A 15,483-nucleotide genomic window follows, 5' to 3' on the forward strand; every position below is an offset into this window, starting at 1 on the left:
CATGGGTAAATTTCGCGCAGAAAACACAATCAATGGTAAAGAAGCACGCCTTTTCTTAGACGGTGAAGAAATCGCTTATGCAAAAGCATTCGAGGCGACCATCGAGAAGAACAAAGCCGACATCATGACGCTTGGCAACCGCTGGACAGGCAAAAAGACCACAGGTGTAGCCGGTACTGGTACACTCACACTCTACAAAGTCACTTCCAAATTCACCCGCATGATGCTCGAATACGCCAACAGTGGCCGTGATGTCTACTTCACGCTGCAAGGTGTCCTCGATGACCCAGGCTCCGGCCGTGGCACTGAGCGTGTCACTCTGCTCAACTGCAACATCGACTCCGTGACGATTGGTCAGTTTGACGTAGAAGCAGAAGCGCTTGAAGAAGAAGTTCCGTTCACCTTCGAAGGTGCAGAGCTTCCGTCCGCGCTCCGCGACCAGTTTTAATCCCGCGCTTCCGTAACGAAGCAGAAGTATTCGACGGCATTACCCCCCATTCTCATTCATTCCAGGCACCACATAGCGCACCTGCGTTGTGTGGTGCTTTCTTTTCCATTCACACAGGAGGTATCTGAATATGGCGAAAACCATGGACGTTTTCATGAAGGGCAAAGCAAAGCAAGTGGTCACCGAGGAAGTGGTCGTCTCCAAGCGCTACACCGACGAGGACGGCAACCCGATCCCATTTGTCTTAAAAGCAATCGACACCCGCCGCATCGAGGAGCTGCAGGATGAGTGCACCATCGCTCAGATGAAAAAAGGCAAAAAAGTGGGCGAGACCGTCGACTGGAAGCGTTTTGCCTCCCGACTGGCCGTAGAGACCACGGTCTATCCGAACTTCAAGGACCCAGAGCTGCTCAAAAGCTACAACGTGGTTGACCCGAGCGAACTGATCAAGGAAATCCTCAGCGTGGGCGGCGAATACGCAGAGCTGGTACAGGCGGTACAGCGTGTCAACGGCTTTGACCAAGACTTTGAGGAACTGGTGGAAGACGCAAAAAACTAATCAAAAGTGGTGACTACCACGCAGTCATCTCACATCGGGTCTGGCAGAAGCATCATCTGCTCCCACATGAGCTGTATGCGATGGATGCTTACCACAAGGCTTTTATCTACGCTTCCGAATTCGTTGAGATGGAAGCGGAAAAACGCTCACAACGAGCCACCAAACGTAAATAAACCAACATACGAATGGGGGTGAAGGAAATGGCTCGGTTAACCGCGGTGTTTGATTTACAAGACCGCATCTCCGGCAAGCTGAAGGCGATCTCTGACCGCTTCCGCACGCTGGACAGTATGAATGTGACGCCTGAGGTCAATGTGGAGGACAACACCAAAGGCGTGATTGCTTCCATCCGCGAGCGTCTGAGCGGGCTTGGCAACATGGCGCAGACGTTGAATCTCAGCGGCGGTGCTCAGGCTTTTGCCAAAGCGACTGTCGGGGCGGCCAGTGAACTGGAGCGGCAGCAGATCTCTCTTGAGCACTTCATGGAAAAGGGCAATCCCGGCATGTCCAAGGAAAATGCGGCAAAAGCCTCGCAAGAATACATGGCAGAGCTGAAGAAAAACGCCAACTTTACACCATTCTCGCAAGGAGAGGTGATGGCGGGCGGGACACGTGCCCTGCAGGTAGCCCAGGGTGATCCGAAGCAAGCGAAGCAGCTTCTGACAATCGCAGAGGATATGGCTGCGCTCACGCCGGGGAAATCTCTCGAAGACGCGATGGAAGCAATCGCTGACGCCAAGATGGGTGAGTTCGAGCGGATGAAGGAGTTCGGTCTCAAATTCGACGCGGCCAAATTCGCCAAGGTCGGCTGGGAAGGCTTCATGGGCGAAGCCAACGGCATGTTCCAAGGCGGTGCTGAGAAGCTGTCCAAATCAGCAAGCGGGATCATGGCATCGATCAAAGGCGGCTTACAAGGAGCCTTGCAGGATGCCGGGGGCAGTGCCTTGGAGAAGCTCAAGCCGCATCTGGAGAGCTTCAGCAAGTGGCTTCAGGACGGTGGTGGCTTCGAGAAGATCAAGTCGATTGCCGAGACCGCGATCAATGCGATTGTGGACGGTATCATCTGGCTGGTGCAGACAGGCAAGGCGATGTGGCCGATGTTCCAGCAGATTCTCGCCAGCCTGCAGCCTGTTTTTGACGGGATCGTCATGGGGGTCAAGTGGGTGATTGCCAACTTCGATACGATCAAACCGATACTGCTCGGGGTCGTCGCTGCTTTTGCGGCATTTTCGGTGATCTCCACGGTGACGACACAGGTACAGAATCTGACCAAGGCATTCCAAGCGGTCAAAGCAGCATCTAGCCTCATGTCGATGATGGGAGGTCCGATCTTCTGGATCGCCGCCGCCATCGGTCTGTTGTTCGCCGCATGGCAGGGCAACTGGTTCGGAATCCGTGATATCGTCGCCAATGTGATCGCATGGCTGATGCCGTATCTTCAAGCCGCGATGACATTTGTCATGGGCGTGTTTAATTCGGTCTGGACGTATATCCAATCGATCATGCCGATGCTGCAGACGATTTTCCAAGTGGTCTGGGGTGTCATTTCCAATGTGGTGGTGGGTGTCCTGACGGTGATTTGGACATGGGTACAGATCGCCTTCACGAACATCTGGAACATCATCTCACTGGTGATGACCACAGTCTGGAACTATATCACACTGGTCTGGGGTATCATCTCCGGTATTTTCAAAGCAGCCTTGCAGCTGTTGACGGGGGATGTCTCAGGGGCATGGGAGACGATCAAGCAGACCTTCTTCAATGCGATTGATAATCTGAAGACCCTGCTCAGTGACTTTGTCTCTGGGGCGATGCAGTTCGGGAAGGACTTCCTGAACGGGGTAAAAGACGGCTTCCTCGCTGTCGTCGACTCTGTGATCGAGACGGTCAGAGGAATCTGGGAAGATATCACAAGTATCTTCAGCAAAAAACAGACGGTTAAGGTAGGCGTACAAGCGGATGGAACAGGCACAGACGGTTCACACAAAATGGGTCTGAACTACGTGCCGTTCGACGGCTACATCGCCGAGCTGCACAAAGGTGAGATGGTCCTGACCGCACAGCAGGCACAGATGTACCGCAGCGGCAGTCTCAACTTCGGCGGCGGTCCCACAACGATGCCAACCGCATTCGCACCGGAAGAGACGGCTTCGATGCTGTCCTCATCTCCGTCAGGCTCATCCGCTGTCAATAACTCCAGCCAAGTCCAAGTCTCGACCTTGGTCGGCGCAGTGCATGTCCACAACGAGGCAGACGAAGACCGTTTTATCCACAGGCTGAAGCGGTTGCTTGAAGAAGAGCTGCTGACAGGAGGGGAGGGTGTCTATGTCGGTTGAGATCTGGTTAACGTTTGATAACCGTACCCAGTGCCTCCAATTACCTGTGAATCCGTCTGAGTTCTCAGTCAAAACAGGCTCAGCCAACGAGACCATCACCGTGCAGAATCTGGGTGAGGTCTCGATCATTCAAGACCCGGTCCTTGTGACGATTGATTTTTCCTCGCATTTTCCCAAGGAGTATGGGCCGTACTGTGCGACAACCAATCTGATCGCACCTGCTGACGCTGTAGATATGATCCAAGTCTGGAAAGACAGCGGGCGTCCCTGCCGCCTGATCGTCAACAACGATGAAGGGGTGAGCTGGAACATTCCGGTCACCATCGAATCGTTTACGGTCAAAGAGATGGCAGGTGATGTCGGCTCGGTCTACTATGATATCTCGCTCAGAGAGTACCGCTTCACCCAAGTCCGCCAACTGACCGCCAAGAGCGCCGGAGGGAAGGTAGAGGTGCAGCTCAACTCAGCCAAAAAACGGACCAACGAGCAAGTCACACCCAAAGTCCATGAGGTGCGACAGGGCCAGACCGTTCAGGAGATTGGGCTGTTGTATCAGCTTGATTATCTGGCGATTGCACAGCTGAATAACCTGAGACCGCCCTACAACCTGGACGGGATCAAGAAGCTGAGGCTGTTGCCATGATCAATCAAGTCTGGTTAATCCCCAAAAAAGGCAAGTACATCGACGTCACCAACCTGGTGGAATCTATCGACTGGTCGGGCGGCAAATCGAGAGCACCGCGTACGCTCTCGGTGAAGCTGCTTGACACCAACCGTGGCCTGCACGAAAGGGCTCCGGTTGAGAACGGCATGGGTATCGTCTTTCGCAGAGACGGAAGCGAGCTGTTTCAGGGCGTGATTTTTACCTGTGATTACTCCAGCGGACATGTCTCTGTCACCGCCTATGACGAGCTGTTCTACCTCGCGCAGAACAAGGATTCCTACCTCTTCACAGGCAAAAAAGCATCTGACATCATCCGAACGCTCTGCACCGACTTTTCCATCGACAAAGGAGAGATCAAGGACACCAAGCATGTGATTCCGTATCTTTTGTTCGATGGCGATTCACTGTATGACATGGTGATGAAAGCTCTGCAGATTACCTACAAGCACACCGGCCAACGCTACGCTCTCTTTTCACGGGAGGGCAAGGTCCATCTCATCCCACGGGCGGAGAACATCCGCAAGTGGGTGATCGAGAGCGGGGTCAATCTGGTCGACTACTCGTATGCCAGATCAGTTGAAGGAACCGTCACCCGTGTCAAGCTGATCACCGGCGAGGAGAAGAAGACAATTGAAGTGACCGAGAAAAACGACGGTCTGATCGAAAAATACGGTGTGCTGCAGCATTTTGAAAAAGTAAGCGAGAAGCTCAACCGTGCCCAGCTGCAGGATCGGGCCAAGAAGATTCTGGAGAAAGAGGGCAAGGAGAAGAAGACCTTCCGTCTAAGCAATATTCCCGGCATTCCTGACGTGGTGACAGGGACGGCGGTTTTCGTGGTCGTGCCTGAGCTTGGCGTCAAGCAGGCGTACTACATCGAGGAGGACAGCCATTCTTTTGCAGGCCGTAAGCATACGATGTCGCTGACGCTGACGGAGACCGATGATATCACCGAGGTCAATGCGGGCAAGGAAGAGCCGGAGAAGAAACAGGATAAAGCATAGAAAGGGGGAGCATGATGTCGCTTGGTGAACTGATCAAACAGCACAGCCTCAAAAGCTTTCAATCCATAAAAGTCACTTCTCTGATGGAAGCTGAAGTGATTGCTGCCCCGCCTGAGCTCAAAATCAAGATCAAAGGAAATGACAAACTGATCATCCCCAAGGAGCTGATCGTCGTCTCCCAGCATCTGTGCAAGCACAAGCGTAAGGTGACCATCAAAAATGACGGCAAAACCGACCTGACCGGGGGCAAGCCCAGCGTCTCGATGTCTGTGCAGGGCTATCAGCCACACGTCCACCAGGTCAGCAAAGTGGATCTTACCAGTGCCACTCTCACGTCTACTGAAGCTGAAGTGGAGTTCCTCGATGAGCTCAAGCAGGGTGACTCCGTGATGGTTGCCAGTTTTGAAGGTGGGCAGAAATTCTTTATCCTGGATCGAATTGTGACTTATTAAAAAAGGGGGATAGGTATGGGATTAGCGCCCAAGATTGCATTTCCCACCAGTGTCAACGACCGCGTGCAGCCATCCAAGACGTACCACCTCGATATTGAGACAGGTGAAATCACGCAGATGGTGGACGGGCTGGAAGCGATCCAACAATTCATCACCAAGGCGGTGCATACGATCCGCTATCATTTTCCGATCTATTCGCACGATTACGGCTGCGAGATCAAGAATCTCTTGGGCCGTGGGTTTTCAGAGCGCTTCATTAAGTCTGAGATTGTGCGGATGATTACGGAAGCGTTGATTTATGATGACCGGATCGAGAAGGTCTATGATTTTGACATTACGTCAGAGGAAGACAGTGTCTATGTCGCCTTCCAGGTCATGACCAGTGAAGGTACGATCAACTACAAGGGGGTGATCTAAGATGTCGATCACGACAACCGACACCACAGCGAATCAAGGCTATCAAACCAAGCTGCAACAGATGTTAGACACCATCCCAGACAGCCTCGACAAGCGGGAAGGCTCGATTATCTATGATGCGCTGGCCCCGATTGCGCTGCAGCTGTGGATTGAGGAGAGCAAGTTCCAGGGGATTCTGGAGCAAGCCTTCGCGGTGACTGCCGAGGGGCGTTATCTGGAGCTGATCGCCAAGGATCATGGTCTACAGCGTACACCGGCGACTCATGCCAAGGTGACGCTCGTCTTCACCGGGGTCATCGGCAAAACCGTCCCCAAAGGCACGACCTGTGGGGTTCCTGACTCCGATGTATCCTTCGTCACAGACGAAGCCGTGGTCATCGACAACCAGGGCCGTGCGACTGTACTGGCCACCTGCAAATTATCAGGAGCCATCGGCAATGTGGGGGCGAACAAAATCACCCTGATTTTCGATCCGATTCTCGATATCTGGACGGTGACCAATCCAGAACCGGCCAAAGGCGGGGCGGACGAAGAGAGCGACCAAAGCTTACGCAACCGCATCTTGTACCAGAAACGCAATCCAGAGCATGGCGGCACCGATTCCGACTATGTCCGCTGGGCGTTGAGTGTCACCGGTGTGACCTATGCCAAGGCCATCGATAAACCGCGAGGCATCGGTACTGTCGATGTCATCGTCGGGGGGAACGAGACCCAGATTGATCAGATCGTCCAAGACACCCAAGGAGAGATCAACCGCAAAAAGCCAAGCGGTGTGGATGTCAAAGTGCGGAAGGTACGCATGCAGGAGGTGCCGATCCGGGTCAAAGTGGAGGGCATCGATGCCGACAAGGCGATAAAGGCGATCCGCGAATACACCAGCACCATCGGAGTGGGCGGCACCGTCTACTGGGCCAAAATCCTCTCAGCGGTCATCAACGCAGGTGCGACCGACGCGACGATGATTCAGCCGACACAAAATATCAAGCTTGAGGATGACAGCGCGATTGATGTGGTGGTGAACATCGAATGAGTATCGATCTGATGAGATACCTGCCGGAGTATTATCAGGAAAGCCGGCAGATGAAGGCGATCATGGAGGCGGTTGCCACACACATGCCTGATGTGGACGGCGAGATGTGGAAATCCTTCTTCGTCAGCCTGTTAAGCGACAAATCCCTTGATCTGTGGCGACGGGAGTTCGGGGTGGAGAGTCAGGAGGAGCTGATGGCCCGCCTGCGTTCCACCGGGATGATGAATCTGGAGATGCTTAATTTTCAGGGCTTCACGATTCACGAGCCGTACCGGGATATGCCCGAAGACGGGATGATCCTGTCTGAGGCAGGGGTGATGGCAGACGGCAAAGAATTCATGCCGCTGACAACGGTTATTTTTACCACACCGGAGACGTTGGTGGTGGCCAAGGGATTGGTCAGACTGATGGGTCTTTCCGGCTTTCAATATCTGCTGTCCCTCGCTATTGAGGAGTATCTCTGTGTCCAACCTGGAGAGATGCATGAAAACACCCGCACGATTTATACAAGAATTACGAGGTTGGATGAGACGGCAGAGGAGCTGAGCGGCCATCCGATCCGGCGGGAGGAGCAACGTACGATTTATGGGGAGCACCATGCCGATGCCAGACATCGCAGCTGGTGGTCCCCTAACGTTTTTTTCACAGATTCGGTACAGTACCGGGACACGCTGAGCAGTATGCAATACGCAAGCGTGACGCAAATGAACTAGGAGGTGTATCCCATGCCAAGTTATACAAGTGATGCCAGCGGGCTCCGTGCTTTTCAGGCGGCCAAGCTGGTGCAAGACGGAAGCGTATGGGTGGCAATCGGCAAGACTTCCCCGTGGAACGAGGGAGAAACCGTGCCGGTGGTCACAAGCGACATGACCCTGCAAGAAACCGTCGCCTTCAAACGGGCGGATCAGATCGCCTTCGTCGTCAAGGATGACAAGGGAACGATTGAGCAACGGGGACAAAAATGGCGCATTCTCAAATCAGACGAAGCCAAAGCGACCGATTGCCGCCATGTCTATGTGCAGGCATGGCTCAACTATGACGAATTCCCGCTGGTCACCTACCGTCAGACAGGCGTCTATGCCGGATTGGTGCTCAAATCTGGCGTGGCAGCCAACGAGCAGGTCGTGACCCTTGAGGATATTGTGGACGTGGGCTACCTGCTGGTGCTCAATAACCGTTCGCCGATTCAACGGGATGCGACTCAAAAAGAATCACTCGATTTCATTATTGAGTTTTAAGGAGGTAGCGTATGACGACCTATCACAATCGTTTTACACCGGATAAACGCTGGGTGTCCGTACAGGCAGTCGGAGGCAGACGCCTGCAGGCGGCCGAGCTCAACGAGATGCAGTCCATCGCCCTGTACCGTGACAAGCAGATCGGTGACGTGATTTTTGGCTCCGGCCACATCATCGAGGGCGGCCAGATCTATATTAATGAAACGAAAACCAAGGTGAAAATCTCCCCATCCCGTGTCTATCTGGACGGCATGATTCACGAGATCCCAGAAACGACCCTCGACGTCCGGGGAACGGGCGAAGAGACGATCGGTCTGAAGGTGGAATATACCAATCTGACCTACCGCGACGATACCGAGCTGCTCGACCCGGCTGTTGGCTACTCCAACTATGGCTTGCCCGGCGCCGACCGCCTGATTGCCAACCCGCAATGGATGGCCAATGACATCACCGCTACGACGATGTTCCGCCTGCAGGACGGACAGCTGTTGACAGCCAAGCTGCCGCCTGAGCTGGAAGGCTTCCAACCCGTGCTGGCCCGCCGTACGCACGATACGAGCGGCAACTTCCTCGTATCCGGGATGGACGGCTTCATCGAGCCAAGAGATACCGAGCGTGTCACACTTGTTGTCGATGCCGGGAAAGCTTATGTTCAGGGGTATGAAATCTCCAAGCTGGTCCCACTGCGTATCCCGATCCCCAAAGCGCTCGACACCCAGCTTGTCACGAATGAAACCAAAACCTTTGTCAGCGGAACCACCGACTATGCACTCAACTCCCAGCCTGTCAAAGAGATCAAAGCGCTCACCGCTACAATTGAAGTCTCCGCCGTCATCACCCGTGGCAATATCGCGGGGACAGCAGACACACTGCCGAAGACCCCTGTAGTTGATATCGTCTCCGTCACGGCAGGTGCTACCACCTATACCAAAGGAACCGACTACCAGCTCTCCGGCAACACGGTCGACTGGGTGCCGAACGGTCAAGAGCCACCAGGTGGTACCTCGTACACCGTCGTCTACCGTTATACCAAAACGATGATCCCCCAAACCGACTACAAGCTGGAAAACGAAAAGGTGAAGTTCCTGTCTGGTGGTGACAAGCCCGTCAACGGTACCACCTTCCAGACTACCTATGAATTCTATCTCGCGCGAAAAGATGTCTACTATCTGACCGCCGAAGGGGAGATCAAGCTGGTGCAGGGGCAGAGCGCGATTTTGCCGCCAAGCCCATCAGCTCCTCCGGATGTACTGGAGTTAGGCGAGCTTTATCTGCCGCCGAACAGCAACCAAGTCGTCGTCTACAACCGTAAGCCGAAGCGATTGACCATGCTCGAACTGCGTTCACTCCTCGATCGTCTGGAGCGTGCCGAGTACAACCAAGCGATCAATGACTTGGACCGTACCGCCCAATACTCCGACCCGACGATCCAGAAAAAAGGGATCTTCACCGACAATTTCACCAACTTCGAACGCGCCGACGTGACCCACCCGCAGTTTGACGCGATGCTCAATCCGGGTGAAAAGGTGCTGCAGCTGCCTGTCGAGCAGGAGCTGGTGGATCTGCTCATCGACCGCGCTGCCTCCAATGTCCGCATTCACGAGCGTCTGACCACCATCGACTATACGGAAGAAGTACTGATCGACCAGTCCTTTGCGACCGAGACGATGAACGTCAACCCGTATCAGGTATTCGGCAATCTGGCTACCGTCCGTCTCACACCGTCCCATGATTCATGGGTGGAGACCTCGATTGTGACCCGTACCGTCTGGGATTGGTGGGCGACCTGGAGAAGCGTTGAGCGCACGGAAACCCGCGTGATTCTCGATGAGAACGTACCGTTTATCCGTGTCCGTGACGTCGTCGTCCAAGCAGAGGGCTTCGAGCCGAACAGTGACAATATCAAAGCAACCTTTGACGGTGTAGACATCGCTCTGACACCACTGGACAGCTCTGTAAAAGGCACGCTGCCAGGCACGATGAAAGCAGACGCCAATGGCCGCTTCAGCTGCAAATTTACCATTCCAGCCAACATCCGCACAGGTACGCGGGAAGTGCGGTTCTGGAACGAAGTATAGAGGAGATGATGAAGAATGCCAATTCAAAATGAAGCCAGAGCCTCCTATGTGGGGGTGGGCCGCAAACAGATTATCGAGCAAACCTTTTGGCAAATTCCATGGTGGCGCTTAACCGACCCGCTCGCCCAGACGTTCATGCTGACGGAAGAACGTTTTATCACATCCATCGATCTCTACTTTGCCACCAAAGACCCGACCGCTGACATCACCATCCAGATCCGGCAAGTCTCCAACGGCTATCCGTCGATGAACGTACTTACCTCCAAGGTACTCAACGCCTCACAGGTAAGAGTCTCCAATGACGGCTCCTTGTCCACCCGTGTCACGTTCCCAGACCCTGTGCTGCTTCAGGCCAACACCGAATACGCGGTCGTTCTGTTGACCTCATCCAGCCAATACCGCGCTTATGTCGCACGGATGAGCAACAAAGATATTTTGACCCAGCGTGTCGTTGCCCGTCAGCCGTATGATGTGGGTCTCCTGTTCTCCTCCTCCAACGGTTCAGCGTGGACGGCGCATCAGGACATGGATCTCAAATTCAAGCTCTACGGAGCCAAGTTCAAATCCCAATCCGTGCTGATGACGCAAAAAACCACCTTGAAGGACGCCACCCATCTGGTTCTTGCAGTGAATCAGCTGGTTCCGCAACGCTCCGAGATCCAATGGCAATATTCCACCGACAAAAACACATGGTTTGCCTTAGCCGACCAAGATGTGACCCAACTGGGCAGTCCGGCCACTGAGGTCTATGTCCGTGCCTTGCTCAATTCCAAAGGCTCCTCACCGGTGATCCAAACCAGCATGAATGCCATCGCGATGTCGTACAAGCCGGCTGGTGTCTATATGAGCCGGGCGATTACGTCTGCCGCTCCATTTACCAAGGTGACGGTCTACGTGGATCTCTTCACACCGTCCGGAACCAATCAGTCGCTGGTGTACTCCGTCGATAACGGCCAGACCTGGATTTCCATGGGATCAGCCACCGAGCAGACCCCTATCGATGCACAATTCACCCAGCTCAAATTCGAAAAGAACCTCAGCACAGCAGCTACCTCGCTGCGCATCCGCATCAGACAAAATACCACGGTCCCAACCATCACGCCAAAAGCACGCAATCTGATGGTGCACATCTCATAAGCAAGGAGTGATTTGCTATGGCAGTGACCCAAGCAAGAATCTCCGTTGACCCAAAAGCCCCTGACAGCCTGATGTCAGGGGCTTTAAAAATCAACGGCAACTTCGACAAAACCGACGCCGAACTGGAAAGCCATCATAATCAGATCACCAGTCTCGGTACCCGACTGGTCAACACCGAGCGGAATCTGATCGATGCGTTAATTGAGCTGGAGACGATGAAAAATGCCGAGCTCAACGGTGTCAACTCGAATATTCTCATCGAAACCTTCCGTGATCTCGATGAAGTGACGATGCATCACGGCGTGTTCGCACAGATTCAAGGCAAAATTATTTTGAGATAGGAGGTAGAGAATGTGCCTATCAGTTTTCGATTAATAGGAACGTATACACTATCCGGATCAAACGGTAACCTGATGACTGTCGGTGCTTCCCGAAGCCGAAGCCACTTTAACAATGCAAGTTATACGTACTATTCGGATAATAACAACATTATAAGTGGCTCTCACTCGTGGAACGCTAATAGTCCTAACTTTCCAGCCATAGGGTATTATCAGGGCTCTCAGTATGATCCAATGAGCGATACATTTATCCGAAATAACTCAGGGACGATTGCTGAGTATAACTCTAATAATACCCTGATACGATCTATGTCTATAACCAGTACTATATCTGGTTATCACCAATATGATGGGATTATTACTGGTTTATGCGGAGAACCGTATTTCTACTATTATAGATACAATACAGGACAACTCTATCGAATTAACCGGGATATGACGGGAACCCCTGTGCTGGTCTGTACAGTACAAACCGGTTATGTATCGCACTCGTGGGCAGCGGGTGGTTTCTTTCATAAGGATTTTCTTTACTTGCGGAATGGCAGTGTAATCAATGAATTCCGTATTTCCGATGGTGTCTACACTCGGCAGGCAGTGACAGGCCTTCAAGCCGCTAACTCGCCATATCCATTTGTGACTTACTACCCATCACAGGTGTTTGGTATCACCTTTTATTTCACCGTAGCAGACTATAGCGGAATAGACTATCAGCTCTACGAAATCAATCTCGGTCAACTCTCTGTCCCTACGATTACTTCACCCAAAGGAACTGCTGTAGCCCCAGCTTACACCTCGTCTCAAACCCCTGCGTTACAATGGAGCTACAGTGATGCTGATGGCGATGCCCAAAAAGCCTATCAAATCGAAGTCTATAACAACAGCACAGGTGCCCTCGTCTGCACAACCAACCGGGTAAACAGTACAGCTTCCAGTTGGACCTACAGCGGTGCGACGTTGAACTGGTTCACCACCTACAAGTGGCGAATCAAAACATGGGACGCTTTGGAAGGGGAGAGTGCCTGGAGTGATTACAGTTACTTCATTCCGAACCGTGCACCGACCACTCCGGGAATCACAGCACCTAGGGGAACCTCTACAGTACCCGTCTTAGTCCCGACGCTGACCCCAGTCATGCAATGGACATTTGCCGACCCAGACCCGGGTGACACTCCGACCGCCTATCAGATCGAGGTCTATAACAATGCAGGCACGCTTGTCCATAATACGGGCAAGGTAACCAGTACAGCACTTTCCTGGACCTACAACGGAACAGCGCTCACCTGGAACACGATCTACAAGTGGCGTGTGAAAACATGGGACATTGCCAGCATGGAAGGGGTCTGGAGCGACTACAACTTCTTCCGAACCAACCGTCCGCCGACAGCAACCAACATCACAGGTGCATCTTCAGTGGACTTTCCTATTGGCTTGGGCAAGACCCCGAGACTTCATTTTCAATATTCCGACCCAGAAGTTGATACGCTGAAATCCTTCAACATCAAAATTTTCCGCGCCAGCGACAACGTGGTAGTCGTCAACAAATCCGTCACAACCAACCAGTCCTACTATGATGTCATCGTTACTGAATTGCAGGCTGATACCATCTATGGCTGGCAGGTTCAACCGACAGATATCATGGGGTACCAGGCGACTGCCTTTTCGACCCCAACATACTTCTACACCAACATGTTACCTGAGACCCCAATTCTCCTCAGCCCGCCGGACAATATCCGCACCAACACCAAACCAACCTTCGAAGCGTCCATCAACAATGATCTGGAAGCAGACTACCAGCACTTTAAGCTGCAGCTGGCAGAAGATGACCAGTTCACGGTCGGGGTGCACAACTATGATACCTCCATCCAAAAGACAGGCTGGGAGGTCTATGACGGCAGTAAGTGGGTGGCATTTCCGACAGGTGGTGTCCGCAGGGTGAAGCAGCTGGTGGTTGACCCGTCCTTTGAACTCGGTAGCATGGAGTGGGCCAAGCTCTGGGATTACATGGAGGAACCTGCAGCCAACGATGCCATCGATACCAAAGCAACCCCGCTTACCGGCAAACGTGCACTGCGGATCGTCAATAACAGTGGAACGAGCGGATTAGGCGTCCAGCATATTCTCGCAGGCTGGAAACCAGGTGACCGTCTCAAAGTAACTGCCAAGGTGTTTGCGGTTCGCGTCGGGACACAAGCCCGGATCAACATCGATGTGCTTGGTGAGAATTACGATCCAGAAGGAATTGTCATCACCAGCCCGACTACGAAGTACGAGACCTACAGCTTTGAGGCCCCACTGCCTGCAATGGACTTGAACAACCTGTCTGTCAGAATCTTTGTCGATGGCGGCAATCCGGCTAACACCGAATTTTGGGTAGATGACATCACCGTTGAAGTGATTCAGCCAGCCACCTATGAAAAAGTCCGCTTCACTCCACAGAACGATCTGATCGAAGGCAAAACCTATTACTGGCGGATCGCACCGATTGACGGCTACACAGGAACGCTGGGCTACTATACCGACAAACGGGTGTTGACGAATCTTTTCGGATCAGCAGGTAATTTGGAGTCCTTTACCAACAACACATTCGCTGGATTCGATCACCATTATGATGTAGGGGCTGCCACGCTGCAAAAGAGCACAACCGATTTTCTCTACGGCTCTGCTTCTGCCAAACTGGTCAATACGATTGCGGACAACTATGCGCGTCTGGCCCGCCAAGTCACCTTAACCCGTGGGAAATACTACCTATTCATGGCGGATGTCAAATCAGACGTGGCAGACGTGACGATCAACGTGGCCAGCTTCTTCGGCAAACCGCTCGGCAAGACGAACATGTGGCAGACGATTTATACCAAATGCCCTGGTGTCGGACGCAAAGACTGGGCGGTCATCTATGCCAACAATACGGCCGAGCAGCAGACTACCTATATTGATGGCATCCGTTTTTACGAGATCTCCAAGGAGGAGTACGACCGTATCGACGTCGACCCTGATTGGACCGGGGATAATCTGGCGATGAAGTACCCTTACGTGGATAACACCAAGACGATCCCGACACCGAGAACCATCCGCGTAGGTGACCTGATCTCGACGGAGTTAAAAGAACCTGTCCCAACATCGGCAGCGGCGGAGAAGCTGGTACTCAACGTGGGGAGAGTTCTCCCGACGGAAGCGCGAACCATCAAACGGGTCGAGGACAGAGACCAGGCGATCACCTATACGGGTACCTGGCAGAACAATGGAAATGGCTCGAATGGCAGCTGGACTTTTAATGTGGATGGCAATGGATCGGCAGAGCTGACCTTTGTCGGTACAGGGATTCGCTGGTACGGCTATAAAGACCCGGAGGCGGGGATTGCCAATATCTACATCGACGACATTTTCATCGGACAGGTAGATCAGTATGGGGAACCAACTGATACCAACTACCATATGAACTTCGAGAAATTGGATCTGCCTTATGGTCAGCATAAGATCAAGATTGCGGCGACGAAATTCTTCAATCCGGATTCTTATGCCTATACCTGCGCATTGATTGACCATTTCGAAGTGATCACCGACGAGACCCCGGCCACTTTCAAAGTAGAAGCCTGCAACAATGCCTATGACGAAACGCCGACATGGGAGGATGTGACCTACGCGGTTCTCAACGGCGGATATCATCTCTTTTCCAACAAGAGCAAAACCGCTGAGAACTGGGGGATTAATCTCCGCATCACGGTTACAGCCAATGGTACGTATAGCCCGATTGAGATTGACGGCTTCGGACTCGCATACGAATAGAA

Annotated in this window: 14 protein-coding genes; all 14 read left to right on the forward strand. The window is 52.9% G+C overall.

Annotation, left to right across the window (positions count from 1 at the left end):
* Window position 1: 1 nt before the first annotated feature.
* The 14 genes from FGI41_RS18320 (at window position 2) to FGI41_RS18385 (ending at window position 15,481) form a co-directional block, all read left to right on the forward strand.
* A complete protein-coding gene (locus FGI41_RS18320) occupies window positions 2-448 on the forward strand; it encodes a phage tail tube protein (RefSeq protein ID WP_139491788.1) in 447 nt (148 codons plus the stop codon).
* A gap of 130 nt (window positions 449-578) precedes the next feature.
* Window positions 579-1,007 carry a phage tail assembly chaperone gene (locus tag FGI41_RS18325; protein WP_139491789.1) on the forward strand — a complete coding sequence of 143 codons (429 nt, stop codon included), beginning with the start codon at window positions 579-581 and terminating at the stop codon, window positions 1,005-1,007.
* A 200-nt stretch (window positions 1,008-1,207) separates the two neighbouring features.
* On the forward strand, window positions 1,208-3,343 hold the full coding sequence (locus FGI41_RS18330; RefSeq protein WP_139491790.1) for a phage tail protein: 2,136 nt from the start codon (window positions 1,208-1,210) through the stop codon (window positions 3,341-3,343).
* Window positions 3,333-3,986 carry a hypothetical protein gene (locus FGI41_RS18335; protein ID WP_139491791.1) on the forward strand — a complete coding sequence of 218 codons (654 nt, stop codon included), beginning with the start codon at window positions 3,333-3,335 and terminating at the stop codon, window positions 3,984-3,986. The genes FGI41_RS18330 and FGI41_RS18335 overlap by 11 nt, the downstream gene beginning before the upstream one ends.
* Window positions 3,983-5,008, forward strand: a complete 1,026-nt coding sequence (locus tag FGI41_RS18340; RefSeq protein WP_139491792.1) for an XkdQ/YqbQ family protein — start codon at window positions 3,983-3,985, stop codon at window positions 5,006-5,008. Before FGI41_RS18335 ends, FGI41_RS18340 begins: the two co-directional genes overlap by 4 nt.
* Before the next feature lie 14 nt (window positions 5,009-5,022).
* Window positions 5,023-5,460, forward strand: a complete 438-nt coding sequence (locus FGI41_RS18345) for a DUF2577 family protein (RefSeq protein ID WP_176560340.1) — start codon at window positions 5,023-5,025, stop codon at window positions 5,458-5,460.
* A gap of 15 nt (window positions 5,461-5,475) precedes the next feature.
* Window positions 5,476-5,877: a DUF2634 domain-containing protein gene (locus tag FGI41_RS18350; RefSeq protein ID WP_139491794.1), complete on the forward strand. Its 402-nt coding sequence runs from the start codon at window positions 5,476-5,478 to the stop codon at window positions 5,875-5,877.
* Between the two features lies 1 nt (window position 5,878).
* On the forward strand, window positions 5,879-6,907 hold the full coding sequence (locus tag FGI41_RS18355) for a baseplate J/gp47 family protein (protein ID WP_139491795.1): 1,029 nt from the start codon (window positions 5,879-5,881) through the stop codon (window positions 6,905-6,907).
* On the forward strand, window positions 6,904-7,620 hold the full coding sequence (locus FGI41_RS18360) for a hypothetical protein (RefSeq protein ID WP_139491796.1): 717 nt from the start codon (window positions 6,904-6,906) through the stop codon (window positions 7,618-7,620). The genes FGI41_RS18355 and FGI41_RS18360 overlap by 4 nt, the downstream gene beginning before the upstream one ends.
* Before the next feature lie 12 nt (window positions 7,621-7,632).
* Window positions 7,633-8,145, forward strand: a complete 513-nt coding sequence (locus tag FGI41_RS18365; protein WP_139491797.1) for a BW3TFN family phage tail fiber component — start codon at window positions 7,633-7,635, stop codon at window positions 8,143-8,145.
* 11 nt (window positions 8,146-8,156) lie between these two features.
* Window positions 8,157-10,223, forward strand: coding sequence for a DUF4815 domain-containing protein (locus tag FGI41_RS18370; protein ID WP_139491798.1), 2,067 nt, complete (start codon window positions 8,157-8,159; stop codon window positions 10,221-10,223).
* Window positions 10,224-10,238: 15 nt separating this feature from the next.
* The gene (locus tag FGI41_RS18375; protein ID WP_139491799.1) at window positions 10,239-11,360 is read left to right on the forward strand and encodes a choice-of-anchor R domain-containing protein; all 1,122 of its coding nucleotides are present in this window, start codon (window positions 10,239-10,241) and stop codon (window positions 11,358-11,360) included.
* A gap of 17 nt (window positions 11,361-11,377) precedes the next feature.
* Window positions 11,378-11,701, forward strand: a complete 324-nt coding sequence (locus FGI41_RS18380) for a hypothetical protein (RefSeq protein ID WP_139491800.1) — start codon at window positions 11,378-11,380, stop codon at window positions 11,699-11,701.
* Window positions 11,702-12,229: 528 nt separating this feature from the next.
* A complete protein-coding gene (locus FGI41_RS18385) occupies window positions 12,230-15,481 on the forward strand; it encodes a glycoside hydrolase family 78 protein (RefSeq protein ID WP_139491801.1) in 3,252 nt (1,083 codons plus the stop codon).
* Window positions 15,482-15,483: the final 2 nt, after the last annotated feature.

This window comes from Brevibacillus dissolubilis, assembly GCF_006170445.1.
GTDB lineage: Bacteria > Bacillota > Bacilli > Brevibacillales > Brevibacillaceae > Brevibacillus_B > Brevibacillus_B dissolubilis.